Annotated in this window: 13 protein-coding genes; 10 read left to right on the top strand and 3 right to left on the bottom strand. The window is 63.3% G+C overall.

Annotated elements, in window-relative coordinates; genetic code table 11:
* The first annotated feature begins 379 nt into the window (after positions 1–379).
* From CSQ87_RS03205 to pdxT, 4 genes are all read left to right on the top strand, one after another.
* Positions 380–1726, top strand: a complete 1347-nt coding sequence (locus CSQ87_RS03205) for an MFS transporter (protein WP_100512412.1) — start codon at positions 380–382, stop codon at positions 1724–1726.
* A 438-nt stretch (positions 1727–2164) separates the two neighbouring features.
* Positions 2165–3802 (top strand): ClC family H(+)/Cl(-) exchange transporter, encoded by a 1638-nt coding sequence (locus CSQ87_RS03200; protein ID WP_100512499.1) that lies wholly within the window; start codon positions 2165–2167, stop codon positions 3800–3802.
* Between the two features lie 320 nt (positions 3803–4122).
* On the top strand, positions 4123–4998 hold the full coding sequence (gene pdxS / locus CSQ87_RS03195) for a pyridoxal 5'-phosphate synthase lyase subunit PdxS (RefSeq protein WP_093960904.1): 876 nt from the start codon (positions 4123–4125) through the stop codon (positions 4996–4998).
* 7 nt (positions 4999–5005) lie between these two features.
* Complete coding sequence (gene pdxT / locus CSQ87_RS03190; protein WP_100512411.1) at positions 5006–5626, top strand: pyridoxal 5'-phosphate synthase glutaminase subunit PdxT; 621 nt, start codon at positions 5006–5008, stop codon at positions 5624–5626.
* Between the two features lie 188 nt (positions 5627–5814).
* Here the strand turns inward: pdxT and CSQ87_RS03185 are convergent, their stop codons facing one another.
* Together CSQ87_RS03185 and CSQ87_RS11005 are read right to left on the bottom strand one after the other, a co-directional pair.
* Positions 5815–7185 (bottom strand): NAD-dependent succinate-semialdehyde dehydrogenase, encoded by a 1371-nt coding sequence (locus CSQ87_RS03185; RefSeq protein WP_100512410.1) that lies wholly within the window; start codon positions 7183–7185, stop codon positions 5815–5817.
* A 180-nt stretch (positions 7186–7365) separates the two neighbouring features.
* Positions 7366–8829, bottom strand: a complete 1464-nt coding sequence (locus CSQ87_RS11005; protein ID WP_243388812.1) for an Mbeg1-like protein — start codon at positions 8827–8829, stop codon at positions 7366–7368.
* A gap of 706 nt (positions 8830–9535) precedes the next feature.
* Between CSQ87_RS11005 and CSQ87_RS03175 the strand changes: the two genes are divergently transcribed.
* The 6 genes from CSQ87_RS03175 to ilvC (CSQ87_RS03145) all read left to right on the top strand — a co-directional run bounded on the left by CSQ87_RS03175 (position 9536) and on the right by ilvC (CSQ87_RS03145) (position 20011).
* Positions 9536–10312 (top strand): sulfite exporter TauE/SafE family protein, encoded by a 777-nt coding sequence (locus CSQ87_RS03175; RefSeq protein ID WP_100512497.1) that lies wholly within the window; start codon positions 9536–9538, stop codon positions 10310–10312.
* Positions 10313–10438: 126 nt separating this feature from the next.
* Complete coding sequence (locus tag CSQ87_RS03170; RefSeq protein WP_100512409.1) at positions 10439–12877, top strand: alpha-galactosidase; 2439 nt, start codon at positions 10439–10441, stop codon at positions 12875–12877.
* Positions 12878–13033: 156 nt separating this feature from the next.
* Positions 13034–14911 carry an alpha-glucosidase gene (locus CSQ87_RS03165; RefSeq protein ID WP_100512408.1) on the top strand — a complete coding sequence of 626 codons (1878 nt, stop codon included), beginning with the start codon at positions 13034–13036 and terminating at the stop codon, positions 14909–14911.
* Positions 14912–15529: 618 nt separating this feature from the next.
* Positions 15530–16882, top strand: coding sequence for an MFS transporter (locus CSQ87_RS03155; RefSeq protein WP_420868081.1), 1353 nt, complete (start codon positions 15530–15532; stop codon positions 16880–16882).
* A 582-nt stretch (positions 16883–17464) separates the two neighbouring features.
* Entirely contained in the window at positions 17465–18517 is a 1053-nt protein-coding gene (gene ilvC, locus CSQ87_RS03150) for a ketol-acid reductoisomerase (RefSeq protein WP_100512405.1), read from the top strand.
* A 363-nt stretch (positions 18518–18880) separates the two neighbouring features.
* Positions 18881–20011 (top strand): ketol-acid reductoisomerase, encoded by a 1131-nt coding sequence (gene ilvC, locus CSQ87_RS03145; protein WP_276310765.1) that lies wholly within the window; start codon positions 18881–18883, stop codon positions 20009–20011.
* A 333-nt stretch (positions 20012–20344) separates the two neighbouring features.
* On the opposite strand, the gene CSQ87_RS03140 is transcribed toward ilvC (CSQ87_RS03145), so the two are convergent.
* Complete coding sequence (locus tag CSQ87_RS03140; protein WP_100512403.1) at positions 20345–21352, bottom strand: DUF559 domain-containing protein; 1008 nt, start codon at positions 21350–21352, stop codon at positions 20345–20347.
* Between the last annotated feature and the right edge of the window lie 164 nt (positions 21353–21516).

Genomic DNA, 21516 nt, shown 5'->3' with positions numbered 1-21516 from the left:
AACGCAGTAAGAATCGGAATTCGATATTCCGATATGGTGACCGTCTGTCGGCTGAATGTCAGTCGGCTGAACGTCAGGCGACAGACGATCTCTCCCTATTTTTGGTCCGCGACCTCATATCGTCGTACATCGCAGTGCGCGGTATGAGGATTTCGCAGAATCTTTGCCGATCCGTCTCACGGGGTCGCGAAACGAAACCGTGCGAGGATCATCCTTTCGATGCCGAATGATACGCACGCTCCTATCAGTGGTGTGCTCATTCCCATCTCGCCCATCAATACAAAGTGATTGCCAATGGCGAGGCAATCATGACAATCAGAGAAAAGAGACCGCAATGACCGCCGTCCACACATCACAAACCGCGGGGGCAATCCCGTCCATGAAACAGAATCTAGGTCTTAAGGACTATGTCGGCTATGGCATCGGCGACATGGCCATCAATTTCACCTTTGCCTCGCTGGGTATGTATGTGGTGTATTTCTACACTGACGTAGTCGGCGTTTCCGCCACGATCATCGGCACATTAATGCTGTTCTCCCGCGCCTTCGATGGCGTGATCGACGTATGTGTCGGCTCTCTGGTGGACAAAACCAGTTCCCGTTGGGGCAAGACCAGACCGTGGCTGCTCTTCGGTTGTGTGCCGCTGGCCGTTCTGACCGCGCTGCTGTTCGCGGTACCGGCGAATGTGTCCGACACGGTGAAGGTCATCTACATCTTTGTTTCGTACAACGTGCTGATGGTGGCGTTCTCGTCGATCGCGATCCCGTATGGCACGCTGAACTCGTTGGTCACGCAGGATCAGGGACAGCGTGAAAAGTTCAATCTTGCCCGCATGTTCCTCGCGCAGATCGGCGTGCTGATCGTCACCAATCTCACTCTGCCGCTCGTCAACGCATTCGGTAACAAGCAGGTTTCCTGGGTCTGGACGTATGCGATTCTCGCCGCGATCGGCGTAGTGCTGCTGCTCATCGTGTTCAAGACCCAACGCGAACGCGTCCAGCAGCCTCACAAGGAGAAGATTCCGCTGTCGATCAGTCTCAAGGCGTTGGCACAGAACAAGTACTGGTTCCTGGCATTCGGCTTCTTCGTGGTATGGAGCGTGATGTACGCGTTGACGCAAGGTTCGCTGGTGTACTACGCCAAGTACATCCTCAATGATGCCGGTTACGTGGGCGTGCTGTCGATCGGCTATCTCGCTCCATGCATGGTGATGCTGGTGGTGTGCGCGAAGCTGTACGAGAAGTATGGCAAGACCCGCGTGCTACTGGCCGCTTCAGTGGTGAGCATTATCGGCTATGCGCTGCCGATGCTTATGCCGAGTAGTTTCGGATTCATCATGTTCACGCAGATCGTGAAGGGCATTGGTTATGGCCCGATGCTCGGTGCGGTGTGGGCGCTGTTCCCCGATACCATCGAATACGGATACGCCAAGACCGGTGTACGTAACGAAGGCCTACTGTACTCCGGCGGTTCGCTGGGGCAGAAGATCGGTGTAGGCGTCGGTACCGCGCTCACCGGCTGGGTACTCGGATGGGGAGGATACGACGGCACCAAGGCCGAGCAGTCGGCCAGTGCCATCAATTCGATCTACCAGATCTACGTATGGATTCCGATTGCGCTGTTCGTGGTAGGTATTGTGATCCTATGCTTCTATGACATCGACAAGAAGTACGCCGAGATCATGGAAGGCGTGGCCCGCCGCAATGTCGAAAACGGTGAGGTGTAGTCGGAAGCCGAGGCGGCTCCGCTGAACGGGTACGCAACGTTATTTCGGAACCGACTATGGCCGGTAGAATGGTGGCCCTTGTTGACGCGGCGGTGCGAACGATAGACGTTTAGCACCGCCGCGTCATTTGGTGTCAAATAAAAAATTGTTGGAATTTCAATGATTCCATGATCTTGGGTGACCAATATGTCATTTGGCGTCAAATAAAGGTACTGCGGGGCGCTCGGCTTTTTGCCATTACTGGATGTGAACCGACGCGATGTCGAGAACGGCACGGCGTAGACTCACTGTGGAATGGAGAGCGATCCGGTCGGGATGGTGACCGGACCCGGTAATTTACCGGTTCCGGACCGGATTGTGGCGAGTGAGGGAGGTGGCGTGAATACGCGATCGACGGTGAATCGGCTGCTGTCCTCGTTCAACCGGCTCAAGTGGAAGATGGCCGCCGCCGGTGTGCTGATCGGCGTGGTGTCCGGCGTGCTCGTGGTGCTATACCGTCTTGGCATCGAATACGGTGTGGAATTCGCGCGGTGGATGTACGCGCAGATCCGGCAGACGCCGTGGCTTATGGCTCCCTGGGCGGTGGCGGCGCTTGCGGCCGGCCTGCTGATCGCGTGGATGATCCGTCGTGAGCCGATGGCCTCCGGCAGTGGTATCCCGCAGACCGAAGGGGTGGTGCTGTTCGGGCTGAAGATGCGGTGGCAGACGATCCTGCCCGTACGGTTCATCGGGGGGTTGCTGGCCGGGGCGTTCGGTCTTTCCATGGGACGCGAGGGTCCGTCGATCCAGATCGGCGCGTGCGGGGCCCAGTTCGTGGCGCATCGTCTGCGACGGGGGCGTCGTGAGGACATGCAGGAGCATTATCTGGTGACCGCGGGTGCGGCCGCCGGTCTTTCCGCGGCGTTCAGCGCACCGCTCTCCGGCATGATGTTCGCGCTGGAAGGGGTGCATCGCAGTTTCTCGCCGGCGATTCTGATGGGGGCCACGGCGGCCTCGCTCACCGCCGATTTCGTATCGAAATACTGTTTCGGTCTGACTCCCGTACTGGATTTCGGATCGCTGCCGCAGCTGCCGATCGGGCAGTACGTATGGGTGCTGCCTGTGGGGCTGATCGCCGGACTGATCGGCGTGCTGATGAACCGGTCGCTGCTGGGATTCCAGACGTTGTTCGGGAAGCTGCCGGCGATGGCTCGGCCCGTGGTGGCGCTGGGACTGGCGCTGCCGGTGGGACTGCTGCTGCCGCAGGTGCTGGGCGGCGGCGCGAACCTGATCGCGCTCGCCGAGCATGTGGGCGGTGGCATGGATGACGGGGGAGCGTTGATGGCGGCTGATGACGGGGGTGCTGCCGGATTGCAGGCCGCCGCGGCCGGGTTCGGGTCGATCTGGGATGTGGCCGAGGTGGGGCTCGGCATGATGATCCTGCTGTTCGTGGCCAAGATCCTGTTCACCTCCACCAGCTTCGGCGCGGGTACGCCGGGCGGCATCTTCATGCCGATTCTGTCGGTCGGCGCGCTGGGCGGCGGGATCTGCGGACTGGCGGCGAACCAGTTTGCCGGATTGCCGGCCGAGAGCATTCCGCTGTTCGCCGTGTGCGGGATGGCGGGGACGCTGTCGGCCTCGGTGAAGACGCCGATCACGTCGATTTTGCTCACCGTGGAGATGAGCGGCACCGTGACGCATATGCTGCCGGTGGCGCTGAGTGCGTTCATCGGGCTGCTGGTGTCCGACGTGCTGCACGTCAAGCCGATCTACGGGGCGCTGCTGGAGCGGTACATGAAGCAGCATCCGAACGAGGTCGCGGCCGGCACCGATGAGGCGCGGGTGCCGAGCAAGGTGGGGCGGGGCGTGATGGAGTTCCCCGTGGAGATGGGGGCGCCCGCGGACATGCACCGGGTGCGTGACGTGGCATGGCCCTCGGGATGCCTGATCGTGGGACTGCGGCGAGGGGAAAGCGAGATCGTGCCGCGCGGGGATACCGAGGTGCGGGCCGGCGACTACCTGATCGTGCTGTTCAGCGGCGAGGAGGCGCCGTTCGTGCGGGACGCCATGAACGCGCTGTGTCGTCTGCAGCGGTAGCGGTGTCGTCTGCAGCGGTAGCACCTCACGCGGGACGGGCGGCCCAAGTGAGGGGATTTGAGCGCGTTATCGGTTTTTGTTATCTCATAACCGCGGGTTTTGCGTCGATATTTGGGCAATGCGCATGGATGTAACGCAGGATCCATAGCATGGATGATTGTGTGTTTGCGCTTTCGCCGAACCATGCGCCGAGTCGCGACTCCATGGCCGTCCGGGCCATGCCGAAGAGGTACCGACGTGCGGGGCGACGGGGGACGCCAATCGAACGATATCCGCGTGGTATCCGTGATATCACGGTATCGATAACAAGAGGAGAAAGCATGGCCGAGAACAGGTCCGAGCTGAACAAGAATCTTGCCCAGATGCTCAAGGGCGGCGTGATCATGGACGTGACCACGCCCGAGCAGGCGCGAATCGCCGAGGATGCGGGCGCTTGCGCCGTCATGGCGCTGGAGCGCATTCCGGCCGACATCCGTGCCGCCGGCGGCGTCTCCCGCATGTCCGACCCCGCGATGATCAAGGGCATTCAGGAAGCCGTGTCCATCCCCGTGATGGCCAAGGTCCGCATCGGCCACATCGCCGAGGCCCGCATCCTGCAGGCCATCGAGATCGACTACATCGACGAGTCCGAAGTGCTGAGCCCGGCCGACGACGTCTACCACATCGACAAGACCCAGTTCGATGTGCCGTTCGTGTGCGGCGCCAAGAACCTGGGCGAGGCCCTGCGCCGCATCGCCGAGGGTGCCGCGATGATCCGCACCAAGGGCGAGCCCGGCACCGGCGATGTGATCCAGGCCGTGCGCCACATGCGCACCATGAACAAGCAGATCCGCGAGCTCGTCGGCCTGCGTGACGACGAGATCTTCGAGGCCGCCAAGCAGCTGGCCGTGCCTTACGATCTGGCCAAGTACGTGCACGACAACGGCCGCCTGCCCGTCGTGAACTTCGCCGCCGGCGGCGTGGCCACCCCGGCCGATGCCGCCCTGATGATGGAGCTCGGTGCCGAAGGCGTGTTCGTCGGCTCCGGCATCTTCAAGTCCGGCGACCCGGCCAAGCGCGCCGCCGCCATCGTCCAGGCCACCGCCAACTGGCAGGACGCCGATCTGCTCGCCAAGCTCTCCGAGAACCTCGGCGAGGCCATGGTCGGCATCAACGAGGACGAGATCGAAACCATCATGGCCGCCCGCGGCGAGTGAGGCGACATTGGTAGTAGCCGTTGAATACATTTCCAAGGAAGAGTCCGACGAGGCCGAAAGCGCCAAGCATGGCGTGACCGGTATCCTCGCCGTGCAGGGGGCGTTCGCCGAACACGCGGCCATGCTTGACCGTCTCGGCGCCCAGTGGAAGCTGCTGCGCGCCGCCGAGGACTTCGACGAGTCCATCGACCGCGTGATCCTGCCGGGCGGAGAATCCACCACGCAGGGCAAGCTGCTGCACTCCACCGGACTGTTCGACAAGATCGCCGCGCACATCGCCGCGGGCAAGCCGGTGTTCGGCACCTGCGCCGGCATGATCCTGCTGGCGAAGAAGCTCGACAACGACGACAACGTGTACTTCGGCGCGCTCGACGCCGTGGTACGCCGCAACGCCTACGGGCGTCAGCTCGGATCCTTCGCCGCGACCGCCGATTTCGGCGACATCAAGGACTTCCCGCTGGTGTTCATCCGCGGGCCGTTCGTCGTCTCCGTCGGCCCCGAGGCCACCGTGGAGACCGAGGTGAACGGCAATGTGGTGGGTCTGCGTCAGGGCAATATCCTCGCCACGGCGTTCCACCCCGAGCTGACCGATGACACGAGGATTCATGAGCTCTTTTTGAGCCTGTGAGCCGACATCCGGTTCACTCTTTGCATGGCATGAAAAAAGAGTGAATTGGAACCGCACATTATCGAACAGGCCGCCCCGGCAGATCATTGATCTTCCCGGGGCGGCCTGTTCGTTGTTCTGTGAAGGGGAACAACATTGAGTTCACTCGTTGACGAAGGCCAAAAAGAGTGAACTAGTGAACTCAGCACCTAGCCATTAATCACGACCTTCTGATTCAGGAACTCCTTAAGCCCCAGATCGATGAGCTCATGGCCGTAGCCGGAGTTCTTCACGCCGCCGAACGGGATGTCCGGCCCGGAGGCGCTCGCGCGGTTGATCGTCACCATGCCGGTGTCGAGCTGTCGGGCGATCTCCTGCGCATGATGGATGTCCGACGTGAACACCGAGCCGCCCAGACCGTACGGGCAGTCGTTGGCGATGCGAATCGCGTCGGTCTCGTCCTTCGCCCGATACAGCTGCGCCACCGGTCCGAAGATCTCGGTGCGCGTGGCCTCGGAGCCCTCGGGAATGTTCGTCAGCAGCGCCGACGGGTAGAAATTGCCTTCCTTCGGCACGTCGACCAGATACTCCACGGAGGCACCCTGCGCGACGATGTCGGCGACCTGCTGCTCCACCTGCTTCTTGGCCGTGGCGCTGGAGAGCGGGGCAAGCGTGGTCTTCGGATCGGCGGGATCGCCGGGCACCAGCTTGGCCGCCTCCGCGCGATAGCGTTCCACGAACTCGTCGTACACGGCGTCGACCACGATGAACCGCTTGGACGAGACGCACACCTGACCGGCGTTGCGGTTGCGTCCGCGCACCGCCCATTCGGCGGCCGACTGGATATCGGCGTCCTCGAGCACGATGAACGCATCCATGCCGCCCAGCTCCAGCGTGCTCTTCTTCAGATGCTTGCCGGCCAGCGAGGCGATGATCGAGCCTGCCTTCTCCGAACCGGTCAGCGCCACGCCGCGCACATACGGGCTGGCGATCACATGCTCCGTCAGATCATGCGGCAGGAACAGGTTCGTGAACACGCCCTTGGGCGCCCCCGCCTCCATGAACAGCCGCTCCATCAGCTGCGCGCACTGCGGCACGTTCGACGCGTGCTTCAACACCACCACGTTGCCTGCCGCCAGCTGCGGCGCCGCCACGCGAATCACCTGATAGTACGGGAAATTCCACGGCTCCACGGCGAAGACGATGCCGGTCGGATCATTGACCAGATGCACGTCGGTCTCGCCGAACCCCTGCGTGAGCAGCATGCGCGGCTTCAGCAGATCCTTCGTATGCTCCACGTAATACCGCAGAATCGCCACGCACACACTCACCTCGGCCTGCGCCTCCGACATGATCTTGCCCATCTCGGTGGTGAGCATCTCCGCGTACTCGTTGCGCTCGGTCTCCAGCAACGCCGCCGCCTTGCGTAGCACCTCGGTGCGCTCCTCGATCGGCTCGTTCTTCCAGCCCTCGAACGCCTCGTGCGCGGCCTGCAGCGCCGCGTCCGTCTCCTCGACCGTCGCGAAGGGGAATGTCTTCAGCGTCTCCCCGGTATATGGATTAACAGTTGCGTATGCCATCGTTGGCCTCCTCGATCTCGATGTGATCGTATCCACTGCCATTGTCCCGCCGATCGGGGAATTCGACGTTACGACTTGCCGAACGGGGGCTGTCGGTCTGTCTGCCGGGCGGGCTATCCGTCGGTCTGTCCGGACGATGCCCTGCTACCGGCCGGGTGGTCGTGACCGGACGCTACCTCGCTACCGGCCGAGATTGTTCAGCGTGGCCGCGGCGAGCAGTCGCAGCGCCGACCCCGCCTGCGCGAGATCGTCCGCGGAAAGGCTCCTCACTGCGCCGAGCATCGCGGGGATCGACCCGGGCAGCGACTTCGGCAGATCCACGATCGAGGTCACGCCGCTGGCCCGCAGCACGTCGTACACGCTGTCGATCACGCGCCGCCGCTGCTCGACCGGCATGCTCAGCACCCAGTCGTTCAGCGACTTGTTGAACCGCCGGGCGATCGGCGACAGTCCGTCGGGCGCGGGGGAGAACCCTCCGTCGACAGTCTCCGTGGTCTCCGAGATCTCCGGGGTGGTGGTCTCCGTGGCGGCGGTCTTTGAATCGCTGGGCCGCCCGATCTGCCGCCCGATCTGCCAGGTGAACGCAAAATGCTGCATCACGCCCGTCCCATCGGATCGGACCGGTACGAACGCCGCGTATTCGGCCAATGAATCGTCGTCGAGCTGCTCGAAGATCATGCCCACGCTGGACGACTCCGGCACGATCTTGCGTACCTTGGCCTTGACGGCGTGATATTCGGGCGCGTGACTGCCCATCATGCCGGGCAGGAATCCCGGCCCGTCCAGCGAATACACGACGTCGATGCGCTCGCGCACGGTTTCGGGCACGGCCATCGCCGCATATACCGCCAGATTACCGCCCTTGGAATGACCCATGACCAGCAGCCGGCCCGGCCACAGATCGGCCACGCGGGCGAGATACCGCGCCGCCGCCTCCTGAGCGGGGATCGGATACTGGCAGGCCATGTTGAGGTCTTCCTTCCATCCGACCAGTGAGGTGTCGGTGCCGCGGAACACCACGGCCAGCGTGGGAGCGGGCGGGGTGTTGGATGGGCCGGTGTCGGGTTGCTTGGCGGTGGTGGGCTGATTGGTAGTGGTCTGTTTGGCGGAGTCTTGGTCGGCGGTCCGGTTGGTGGCGGCCGGCTGCTGTTTGGTCGTCGACGGGGGTTCGGTCGCGGTCACGCGGGGAATGCGTCCCAGATCGACGGTCATCGCCGCGAACTGCATCTGCCTGGCCTCGTCGTGCAGCTCCTCGTAGGCGCCGAACCCCAGCGGGGCGTATCGCGGATTGACGGCGAGGACGCGGAAGAACTCCGCCGTGCACTCCGGATCGCCCAGACCGGCGTAGTTGGTGTCGAGCCGGAAGTCCGAGGGGCCTAGATTGTGGTCGATCGTCCGGATCGGGACCGAGGGGAATGGCCTGCGCCACAGTGTTTTCAAGGATCGCAGCGGGTGGCGGGGCGAGCATGACCGCAGTCTGGCCACAAAACTGCCGTATTGGCGTTCGGCGTCGGCCAGGGTGGGCACGCAGGAGGGCATGCGCTCGTACATCAGCTGCGACAGCACCAGCGCATCCACGTCGTCGAACGGATGCGCGGCGAAATCCCGCGTCTCCGATCGAGCGGTATCGGTGATATTGCCCATATGGCCTCCCCACGTTGATTCCATCATACGGATCGCGGTGTTGGCGGGGCTGTGGTGTTGTGGGGTGCGGTGCTGTGGGGCTGACGGGGTGCGGTGTCGATGGGCCGATGGATCGCATTGCATATTGACGAATATGCGGCGCGGTCCATCGTTTTTGGCACGATTTCGATGGATTGGGCTGCAAAATCGGCAAAATGCAGTGCAATCCATCGAGTCGTCCGCCGCGTGATATCCAGATCGTTGGAATCATGCGGTTTCTGTCGGCTGGGTGGTCGCCGGCCGATGGATTGCGCGTGATTTTCGGCGATATGCAGCGTAATCCATGAAATCCCGCATGATTTCGATGGATCGGATTGCAAAATCAGTGAAATGCAGTGCAATCCATCAAACGCCGCCGGCTGAGACGGCGATGGGCCATGGACGCAGGACGATGGGCATACGCCAATGAGAGTAATTGGTGAAGAGTACAGTGACCATCGTGAATGACGATATGAAGAACCAAGATTCCGCATCGGCGGCGGCGGACAACACGCGGGTGAAGCTGCACCCCGTGGACGTCAGCGCCGCAAAGCCCGCCGCCGGCGCGAACGCCACTGCCTCGAACGCCACCACCGCACAGTCCACCACCACCGCACAGCCCACCACCGCAAAATCCGACGAAGGCTCGGCCACGCTGGGGGAGGGCCGCCCGGCGAGCCACGTATGGATGATGCTGATCGGCGTCGGACTGGTCTCCGGCGTGCTTTCCGGCCTGTTCGGCATCGGCGGCGGCACGGTGATCGTCCCCGCGCTGGTGTTCCTCGGCCTGTCCCAGCGTCATGCGGCGGCCACGTCATTGGCCGCGATCGTCCCCACGTCGGTCACCGGCGTGATCTCCTACGCCACCGGCGGCAATGTGGACTGGATCGCCGCGCTGCTCCTCGTCTGTGGCATGCTCATCGGCTCGCAGATCGGCAGCTGGCTGCTGTCCCGACTGCCCGAAGTGGCGCTGCGCTGGGTGTTCGTGGTGTTCCTGTGCTTCGTGATCACCTCGCAGATCGTGTTCACCCCCTCCCGCGACCAGACCATCCACATGACCGTGGTCACCGGCGTGCTGCTGGCTCTGCTCGGCGTGGTGATCGGCACGCTCGCCGGCCTGCTCGGCATCGGCGGCGGCGCGGTGATGGTCCCGGCACTGTCCGTGCTGTTCGGCGCCTCCGATCTGATCGCCCGCGGCACCTCGCTGCTGGCCATGTTCCCCAGCTCGATCGCCGGCACGGCCGCGAACTGGCGTCGCAAGCTCGTCCACCTGAAGAACGGTCTGGCCATCGGCATCACCGCCGCGATCGTGGCCCCCTTCGGCACGATGATCGCCGGCGCGATCAGCCCGCGTATGGGAGCCAATCTGTTTGCGATCTACCTCGGCGTGCTGCTGATCCGCAGCCTGTGGACCGCCATCAAGATCACTCCCGGTCTGAAGGAGAAGCTGCCGAACCGCAAGTGACACGGCCCGCGTCGGCAATCCGCGGATCGGTAAGCCTCGGTCTCTAGGATGGGAGTCAGACCAAGAGATCCAGTGATCATCCGGCGTCGTCACGGCCACCGGATGTTTGCGCGAAACGAGGTAACGATGCCGAAGTTCAGTCCCGCCCCCGCCAAGCCGGTCGTTCAGGAAGCGCAGGGAGTCGCCGCCGACGGCACCGCCCTGCACGCCGTGTATCTCGAACAGTCAGCCGCGAACGCCGCGGTCGCGCTGATCTTCCCCGACGACCGTCTGCCCCGGATCGTGCACTGGGGCCGTACGCTGCCCGCGGCCGGACGCGGCGAATGGCTGCCGAACCTGTACGATGCGACGAAGCCGCAGCGGGTCTCCGGTGCGTTGGACGAGACCTCATGGCCGAGCATTCTGCCCACCCAGTCCGAATCATGGACGGGTGCCCCGCGATTTTCGGTGAGCCGGAACGGCGTGGAACTGTTCTGCCGGTTCACGGTGACCATGATCAAGGCCGAGGTCGAGGCCTCCGACACCGCCGTCGTGACGGTAAGCGCCGAGGACGCCGATCAGGGAGTGGGCCTGCGATGGGTCTGCGAACTGCTGCCGAGCGGACTGGTCCGTCAGCGGGCCGAAGTGCGCAATCTGGGTGATCCGGCAGGCGTGAGCAGCCCGGCCCCCGTGAGTGACCCGGCCGGCACAGTCAGCCCGTCCGGTACTGTCAACCCGTCCGGCACCGACGGCCCGGCCGCCGCAAGCACCGACGCGCTGGCCGTGAACATCGTGGAGCTCGGCTTCCCCGTACCGGCCGTGGCCACGGAGATCCTCACCACCACCGGCCACCATCTGCGCGAACGATCCCCGCAGCGCCAGCCGCTCACCATCGGACGCTTCGCGAAGGTCAGCATGGTCGGCCGGCCTGACTTCGATGCCTCGCTGCTGCTCGCGGCCGGCGTCCCCGGATTCGGATTCGAACACGGCGAAACCTACGCCGTACATACCGCGTGGAGCGGCAACTCCGTCCTCTCCGCCGAGCGCACGCCATACACGAGCGGTCTGATCGGCGGCGGCGAAACGCTGTTCGGCGGCGAGGTCACGCTGCGGCGGGACGACGTCTACTGCACGCCGTGGGTATACGGCTCCTTCGGCGACGGCCTCAACGCGGTCGCCGCGCGCTTCCACGCCTACCTGCGCAGTCGGCACCCCGAACTGTCCGCCAAGCCGCGGCCGGTGATCCTCAACACCTGGGAGGCCGTGTACTTCAACCACGACTTCGACACGCTCGCCGCGCTCGCCGACAAGGCCGCCGAGGTAGGCGTGGAACGGTTCGTCGTGGACGACGGCTGGTTCGGTTCCCGCCGCGACGACACCAGCGGCCTCGGTGACTGGCGGATCTCGCCCGACGTATGGCCGGACGGACCGAAGAGCCTCAAGGCGCTCGCCGATTACGTGCACGGCAAGGGCATGGAATTCGGCCTGTGGTTCGAGCCGGAGATGGTCAATCCCGACTCCGACGTGGCCCGCTCCCACCCCGACTGGATCCTTGCCGCGGTGCCGGGGGGCGGCGCCGGGGAGGCGGCTCAGCCGGGCGGTGCCGGACTGCCCGCCCGACGTCTGCCGATGCAGGGCCGCAGCCAGCAGACGCTCGACCTGACCAATCCGGCGGCCTGGCGGTACGTGTTCGACTCGATCGACGGACTGATCGACGAACTGGGCATCGATTACATCAAATGGGATCACAACCGTCTGGTCACCGAGGCCGTCTCGCCGTATTCCGGCCGGCCGGCGGTGCACGCGCAGACCGATGCCGTGTATGAGATGTGGCGGGAGCTGAAGGACAATCATCCCGGACTGGAGCTGGAAAGCTGCTCGTCGGGCGGCGGTCGCGTGGATCTCGGCATCCTCGAATACGCGGACCGCATCTGGGCGTCCGACTGCGTGGATCCGGTGGAGCGCGTGGACATCCAGCGCTACACCTCGCTGCTCGTGCCGCCGGAGATGATCGGCGAGCATGTGGGCGCCAGTCCCGCGCATTCGACGCATCGGCCGACCAGCCAGCGCATGCGCATGGCCACCGCGTTCTTCGGCCACCTCGGCGTGGAGTGGAATCTGCTCAAGGAGCCGCAGGAGGCCGTCGACGAACTGGCCGAGTGGATCGCCGAGTTCAAGAAGCACCGCGAATGGTTCGCCATCGACACGCTGGTCCACGCCGACACCGGCGATCCGGCGGTCCGCCTCGACGGCGTGGTCAAGCCCGACCGTTCCGCGGCGATCTACCGGTTTACGCAGCTGACCACGTCGGCCACCTACCCGGCCGCACCCGTGCACCTGCCGGGTCTGAAGCCGGAATCGACGTATCTGATCCAGCCGGTGCCGGTGAACGTCGATCTCGGCGGCGGATGGAACAGCGCGGCCGGCGGCGGCGAACTGGAGTCCGCGGCCAACGGACAGACCCCGCTTGGATGGTGGAACGCCGACGGCATCCGGCTGCCCGGAGCGGTGTTGGAGTCCACCGGTCTGCGGATGCCCAGCCTGAATCCGGCCAACGCCGTGCTGTTCTGGGCCATCGAGGTTTGAACGGAACGGTCGGGGTCTGGGCCGATCCGGTCCGGATTGACCGAGGTCCGGGCTGATCCGATCATTGCCGATCAGTACTGACCATTACCGATAGTCACCGATAACCAATCACTCTCAATCACCTTAGTCAATCACTCTGTCACAGAAAGGATCGCAATGACCGCAGAGCAGCGCATGACGCTTCCCGACGCCATCCACACCAACGGGGCCACGCCGAATCCGTGGTGGTCCAACGCGGTGGTCTACCAGATCTACCCGCGCAGCTTCCAGGACACCAACGGCGACGGCTTCGGCGATCTGCCCGGCATCACCAGCCGGCTCGACTACCTCGCCGATCTCGGCGTCGACGTGATCTGGCTGTCGCCGGTGTACAGGTCGCCGCAGGACGACAACGGCTACGACATCAGCGACTATCAGGACATCGACCCGATGTTCGGCACGCTCGACGACATGGACGAGCTGCTGGAGGAGGCGCACGCCCGCGGACTGAAGGTCGTCATGGACCTCGTGGTGAACCACACCTCCGACGAGCACGCATGGTTCCAGGCCTCGCGTGACAAGAACGATCCGCACGCCGACTGGTACTGGTGGCGGCCGGCCAAGGCGGGCCACGAACCGGGCACGCCGGGCGCCGAGCCGAACGCGTGGGGCTCGTACTTCGGCGGATCGGCATGGGAATACGATCCGAAGCGCGGCGAATACTACCTGCACCAGTTCTCGAAGAAGCAGCCCGACCTCAACTGGGAGAACCCCGAGGTGCGCGCGGCCGTGTACCGGATGATGAACTGGTGGCTCGACCGCGGCGTCGACGGCTTCCGCATGGACGTGATCACGCTGATCTCCAAGCATGTGGACGCCAACGGCGAACTGCCGGGCGTGGGGGAGTCCACGGTCGACGCCGGGCCGATCGGGCCGGACGGCTACTCCAGCCCGAACCCGTTCTGCGCCGACGGACCGCGGCAGGACGAGTTCCTCGCCGAAATGCACCGCGAGGTGTTCGACGGACGTGACGGCTACCTCACCGTGGGCGAGGCGCCCGGCATCACGCCCGAGCGCAACGAGCACATCACCGATCCGGACAACCGCGAGCTCGACATGCTGTTCCTGTTCGACCACGTGGAGCCGGGCGGCGGACAGTCCAAGTGGACGGCCGAACCGTGGGAGCTCAGCCAGCTCAAGCGCTGCCTCGCCGGTCAGCAGCAGGCGGTGAAGGATCGCGGCTGGACCAGCCTGTTCTTCAACAACCACGATCAGCCGCGCGTGGTCTCCCGCTGGGGAGACGACTCCACCGAGGAGATGCGCGTGCTCTCCGCCAAGGCGATCGCGCTGCTGCTGCACATGCACCGCGGCACGCCGTACGTGTATCAGGGCGAGGAACTGGGCATGACCAACGTGTACTTCGACTCGCTCGACCAGTACCGCGACCTCGAGTCGATCAACATGTACCACCAGCTCACCGAGGCGGGCGTGCTGACCGAGGAGGCGATGATGGAGGCGCTCAAGGCGATCAGCCGCGACAACGCCCGCACGCCGATGCAGTGGGACGCCACCAAGTACGCCGGCTTCACCGCGTCGTATGCGCCGAGCGAGCCGTGGATCGGCACCAACCCGAACAAGGACGTGATCAACGTCAAGAAGCAGCTGCGCGACGAGGATTCGGTGCTCGCCTTCTACCGGAAGCTGATCGAGCTGCGCCACACCAATCCGGTGGTAGCGGCCGGCGCGTGGGACATGCTCGACGAGGCCGACCCGCAGGTGTACGCGTTCGTGCGCACGCTGCACGAGGAGGGCGTCGGCGGCGGCATCGACGGATCCGGCGAGAAGCGCCTTGTGGTGGTGGTCAACATGTCGAGCGAATCGGCCGCGCTGCCGCCCGAAACCAAGGACGTGCTTGGTCTCGACATGTCGGGCGCGATCATCGGCGGGGCGAGCGCGGACCGCGTGCTGATCGCTAATTACCCGTCCGAGCAGGTGGCCGCCGACCTGCTCTTCGGCAAGCTCGCCCCGTGGGAGGCCTTCGCCTACGAGCTGTAGGGCTTGACCACCCCCAGTCTGCCTGCCGGTAGGCAGACTGGGGTGAACAGCGGATACACATTACCCTGCCCCCGCCGGCGGGGGCTGTCGAACGGAAGTGAGACTGGGGGTGGTCGAGCTGCCGTTGCGGCCGATCTACGACGCGATCATTATCTGATCCCGGTACTGTCCACATAGTGACCCCCGAGTGGCATACGCCGGGGGCCACGCCTATCTTTCACAGTGGTTCGGGTCGAACGGCCCGCAAAGATGTATGACGCCGAAAGGAGGTTCGCCAAGATGAACGGAATGACCGCTGCACTTACCGCTGGAATGAGCGCTGCTGTGTCCGGCCGAATTATTATTCCGTCTTCGTTGGCGGACTGATTCGACATTTTCACTGTTCGATCCCGTCAACATGGCGGGGTTCGGAACAGACAAAATCTGGTTTTAAGCCCTGCCAAAAGCGGGGCTTTTTTCATGTTGCCAATCGCAAACCGATTCGCGCAATGAGAAAACGAACGGCGAAACACAACTCAAGAAACTGAGAGACCCGGGAATCGGACGGACGGCCGCTTGCAGAGAGAAACCGTTGGCCCCCGAACAGAAGATTCACGGACTACACAGGAGATTAGAGAAATGACAGCAGTCGAGGCAACGACTGAAAAAGACCTGAAGACGATGGCGCGTGACTCCGTCAAGACCGTCATCGCAGCCTCCATGGTCGGCACGGCCATCGAGTTCTATGACTTCTACGCATACGGCACCGCCGCTGCGAACTACTTCCCGCACATCTTCTTCTCCGACAAGGCGAACCCGACGGTCGCCCTGCTGATGAGCCTGCTGACCTTCGCCATCGCCTTCATCGCCCGCCCGCTCGGCTCGCTGGTGTTCGGCCACTTCGGCGATCGCATGGGCCGCAAGACCACGCTGGTCGTCTCCCTGATGACCATGGGCATCGGCACCTTCCTGATCGGCTGCCTGCCTACCTACAACACCTGGGGCATCGTCGCCGTCGCCCTGCTGTGCCTGCTGCGTTTCGTGCAGGGCATCGGTCTGGGTGGTGAATGGTCCGGCGCCGCACTGGTCGCCACCGAAAACGCCCCCGAAGACAAGCGCGCCCTGTACGGCTCCTTCCCGGAGCTCGGCGCCCCGATCGGCTTCTTCCTCTCCAACGGCACCTACTTCGTGCTTGAGTCCTTCAACGACTCCGCCGCCATGCTGGCCTGGGGCTGGCGTGTGCCGTTCCTGCTCAGCGCCATCCTCGTGATCATCGGCCTCGTCGTGCGAGTCCACATGGAGGAGACCCCGATCTTCCGCATGGCTCAGGAGAAGAAGCAGGTCGTCAAGGCCCCGATCGTCGAGGTGTTCCGCAAGTCCTGGAAGCAGGTCCTGCAGGCCACGTTCCTCGTCGCCGTCACCTACACGCTGTTCTACACGCTGGCCACTTGGTCGCTCGCCTGGGGTACCAAGGCCCAGGGCGAGGGCGGCGGCGGCCTCGGCTTCACCAACCAGGAGTACCTGCTCATGCTGATGATCGCCATCTGCGTGTTCGCCGCCTTCATCGTGATCTCCTGCGTGAACGCCGATAAGTTCGGCCGCAAGCGCGTGATCATCACCTCCTCCGTGCTGCTCGTCGTGTTCGCCGTGCTGTTCCCGTTCCTGCTGAACGGCAACATCGTCGGCACCCGCAACTTCGTGGCCAACATGGCCTTCCTGTGCATCGGCTTCGCCCTGATGGGCACCGCCTTCGGTCCGATCGGCGCCTTCCTGCCCGAGCTGTTCGACGCCAACGTGCGCTACTCCGGCTCCGGCATTGGCTACAACCTCGCCGCCATCGTCGGTGCGGCCTTTGTGCCGACCATCGCCACCTGGCTGTCCAGCCACTTCGGCGTGCACTCGGTGGGCCTGTACCTCGGCGTCATGGCGCTGTGCTGCCTCGTTGCGGTGCTGAGCTGCCATGAGACTAAGGACGTTGATTTCACCAAGTGAAATCAAGTCCTAAGTCTCATCCTCGCGCACTGTAGAGTGCGCTCGCATCGGCTTCGGGAACAGTCCACTGGACTGTTCCCCTTGAGAAGCCTCAGCTAAGGACGTTGATTTCACCAAGTGACTTCGGGGTCTGAGGCTCGTCCTCACGTGGGCCGGGCGGTCCGCGTGAGGTGATCCTGAATAACGTTGATATTTCAACAACCGTGAAGTTGTCTCACGTGGGCCGGGCGTCCCGTGTGAGGAAACCCGATCCGTGTGAGACAACCGACCGCAACTGATCTTCGTGGATTTTCACTGAGTTCTTTGGTGGAATTCAGCTCCCGTTCATCCGGCGGTGGTCGAATGAACGGGACGCGGCTGGCGGCCCAAAAGTTGCCAGTCCGCAATGCAAGAATTGAATATTCAATATTTGGACGCGGATTTCCGCGCCGGGTGCTGGAGGACTAGAACTAGTTCCCAGTGATCGATGACTTTCAACGTCTAGGACACAATCCTTCTCGCCGAAGGCCGTCAGCAATCTCAACCGATTGCCGGACGTCCAATCGCTCGGTAATCACCAAACTAATTAAAGGAGTGCCAATCATGGCAGCAACTATCTGGTACGAGAAGGACGCCGATCTGTCCGTGCTCGAAGGCAAGAAGGTGGCCATCCTCGGCTACGGTTCCCAGGGTCACGCCCACGCGCTGAACCTGCGCGACTCCGGCGTCGACGTGGTCGTCGGCCTTCGTCCGACCTCCAAGTCCGTCCAGTTCGCCAAGGAGCAGGGCCTCGAGGTCAAGTCCGTGCCGGAGGCCGTCGCCGAGGCCGACATCGTCATGATCCTGCTGCCTGACCAGTACCAGGCCGCTGTGTACAAGAAGGACGTTGAGCCGAACCTGAAGCCGGGTGCCGCTCTGGCCTTCGCTCATGGCTTCAACATCCACTACGGCTACATCAAGCCCACCGAGGATCACCCGGTGTTCATGGTCGCCCCGAAGGGCCCGGGCCACATCGTGCGTCGTGAGTACGCCGCCGGCCGTGGCGTCCCGGTGGTCGTGGCCGTCGAGCAGGATCCTCGCGGTGACGGCTGGGCCATCACCCTGGCCTACGCCAAGGCTCTGGGCGCTCTGCGCGCCGGCGCCATCAAGACGACCTTCACCGAGGAGACCGAGACCGATCTGTTCGGCGAGCAGGACGTCCTCATGGGCGGCATCAACCACCTGTGCGACATGGGCTTCGACGTGCTGACCGAGGCTGGCTACCAGCCGGAGATCGCCTACTTCGAGGTGTTCCACGAGCTGAAGATGCTGGTGGACCTCGCCAACGAGGGTGGTCTGAACAAGGCTCGTTGGTCCTGCTCCGACACCGCTCAGTACGGCGACTACACCTCCACGGTCATCACCGAGGAGACCAAGAAGCGCATGCAGTACCAGCTCAAGCGCATCCAGGATGGCTCCTTCGCCAAGGAGTTCATGGACGATCAGGCCGCTGGCGCTCCGAAGTTCAAGAAGCTGCAGGAAGAGTACTCTCACCCGCACCTGGAGACCGTCGGCCCGAAGCTGCGCGCCATGTTCTCCTGGAACAACGGCCCGGCCAAGGACGCCGATGAGGCTGAGTCCTTCAACGGCAAGATCGCTCGTACCCAGGTTCAGTGATTGCCGCTTGCTGACCGGAAGGCAGTCCAGTGATTGCGGCTCCCGCTGGCGGGAGCTGTCGGTCGCGGACTGACGTTGCGATAGCGTGAAAGACCGCCGTCCCGATTCATTTCGGGGCGGCGGTCTTTTCGTATGCGGCGTGAGGTGTGCTGGTGGGTTTGGTGCGCGGTGTGCTGGCGTCAAACGATGCAGGTTGAGCATGAATGGCTCAAGGGGGCGCCCACGTTGTGGACGGGAATGTGATGTGGGCGACATTATCGGTAGGATGGTGGGCAGTTTGCGGGACACAATCCCGCCACGCTTGAGACCGCCCGGGCAGGTGCCCGAGCGACCCCGAACGCGCAACATGCGGACAACGGCATAATGCGCAACCACACAACACCATGCGCTGGTGTCGATTCTCGTGATCGACGTCGGTGCGTCAGTCAAAGGAGTGCTTACATGGCTGCACAGATCTGGTACGAAAACGACGGTGATCTCTCCGTCCTCTCCGGCAAGAAGGTTGCCATCATTGGCTATGGTTCCCAGGGTCACGCCCACGCGCTGAACCTGCGTGATTCCGGCGTCGACGTGGTCGTCGGCCTTCGTCCGACCTCCAAGTCCGTCCAGTTCGCCAAGGAGCAGGGCCTCGAGGTCAAGTCCGTGGCCGAGGCTTCCGCCGAAGCCGACGTGATCATGATCCTCGCCCCCGATCAGTACCAGCGTACGATCTGGGCCAACGACATCGAGCCCAACATCAAGCCGGGCGCTGCCGTCGCCTTCGCTCATGGCTTCAACATCCACTACGGCTACATCAAGCCCACCGAGGATCACCCGGTGTTCATGGTCGCCCCGAAGGGCCCGGGCCACATCGTGCGTCGTGAGTACGCCGCCGGCCGTGGCGTCCCGGTCGTGGTGGCCGTGGAGCAGGATCCGCGTGGCGACGGCTGGGCGCTGACCCTCGCCTACGCCAAGGCCCTCGGTGCCCTGCGTGCCGGCGCCATCAAGACCACGTTCAAGGAAGAGACCGAGACCGATCTCTTCGGTGAGCAGAACGTGCTCATGGGCGGCGTGAACAAGCTCGTCGAGATGGGCTTCGAGGTCCTCACCGACGCCGGCTACCAGCCGGAGATCGCCTACTTCGAGGTCTGCCACGAACTCAAGATGCTCGTCGACCTCATGAACGAGGGTGGTCTGAACAAGGCTCGTTGGTCCTGCTCCGACACCGCTCAGTACGGCGACTACACCAACACCGTCATCAACGAGGACTGCCGCAAGCGCATGGAGTACCACCTGGGCCGCATCCAGGACGGCTCCTTCGCCAAGGAGTTCATCGACGATCAGGATGCCGGCGCTCCGCACTTCAAGGAGCTGCAGGAGAAGTACTCCAACGAGCGCATCGAGACCGTTGGTCCGAAGCTGCGCGCCATGTTCTCCTGGAACAAGGATGGCGTGAAGGACGCCGACGAGGCCAACTCCTTCACCGGCAAGATCGCCCGCGCCCAGGTTCAGTGAGCTCTGCTCACTGATCAGAAAAGCAGTTCAGTGAGCACTACTCGCTGAACTGCAGCGCCCATGCTCCCGCTGGCGGGAGCTGTCAGTCGCAGACTGACTGAGGGTGGTCAAGCGAGGCTCAAGCGAAACCACCCACACAAAAAACCAAAACCGCCGCCCCGATTCATCCGGAGCGGCGGTTTTACGTTGCCAATGACCTCCTCACGTGGGCCGCCCGTCCCATGTGAGGTCCATATGGAAAATGGCGTAATTTCAAGGATCCGCGTGTGGTGATCACATGGGCCGCCCGTCCCGTGTGTGAGATCGATCTCGATCGGCACCCCGCGCCATTTGCTATACGGCCCGTCCCTTGGCCCGTTGTCTCAAACGATACCGGCGTTGTTCGAGACGATGCGCCATGCGCCGTTCGTCGTCGAGCAGCACACGGTACTCCGGTAGGGGCATTCCCGTCTCGACGATTCCCAAGGCCCGGGCAACCCTCTGCACCAAAGCGATTTTCCCCTCGACGGTGGTCACGTCGTCGGCAAACACCACGATCACGGTGAATCCCATCGCTCGAAGTGCCTGACGTTTTCGTTCGTCCCAACGGTGTTGATGTCGATCTATTCGGTGCGCATCGCCGTCATATTCGATGATTACGCAGGCTTCCGGGTAAGCCATGTCGACGGTGACGGTCCGGTGCAGTTCGGGAATGTACACTTTCCATTGCAACTGCGGCTTCGGCAGACCGTACCGTAGCAGTACCAGTACGGTTCTCGCCTCCATCGGGGAATCGGTGATCGTCCGGACAAAGGGCAGGGCGGCGAGACACCGTCGTTTCCCCGCGAAGTCGGGCGTCTGCTTCAGAAAGGTTCGCAGGTCGGCAAGGGTGATCGATATGGGGCAGGCGGTGCCGCGTAGGAGTGAATCCGCCAGTACGATCACTTCGGATTGGCTCAGCATTCGTGCTAGGACGGCCCATGTGACCACTGGATGCGTGCAAATGATCGACGTATCGTCCTGCGTGTAGTGGATGTTGGCGAATTTCGTCTGCCCGTCATCGGGGATGTGCCAAGGCAGGTATCGCGTATGGTTTCGCGTCGGGCGTTGATTGCGGTCGGAATACAGGACCTGCAATGCGTCGTTGCTGAATCCGGGATGCCACGGTAGCTCGATACAGCAGAGTTTTAGCGCGGTCAGTCCCGTATAGATCGGAGGGCGATTGGTGATGCTGCGCTGGAGATGCGATTGGCAGCGTCGGAGCTCCTCGGATTGCAGAGCGGTGAGGGATCTCGCGAGATAGTCGCGGACCATGGTGCCGTCCGCTGACGTCGGTGGCAGGGGATATTGGTAGGTGCTCATATCCGTGAGCGTATAGCGATTGGGCTTGGGGCGCTGTCTACTTCGAAACGATGTGGATAACTGGGGATATTGCCGCTGGTCATGGGGGTGTTTGTGGACGGTTTTGTGGTTATCCACCGTAGTCGTCGGAATTATTGCTTGGGAGTATGGGGTTTCGAGTGATG

The organism is Bifidobacterium simiarum (genome assembly GCF_002802905.1).
Taxonomy (GTDB): Bacteria; Actinomycetota; Actinomycetes; order Actinomycetales; family Bifidobacteriaceae; genus Galliscardovia; species Galliscardovia simiarum.
This window is presented reverse-complemented; position numbering and strand designations above follow the sequence as displayed.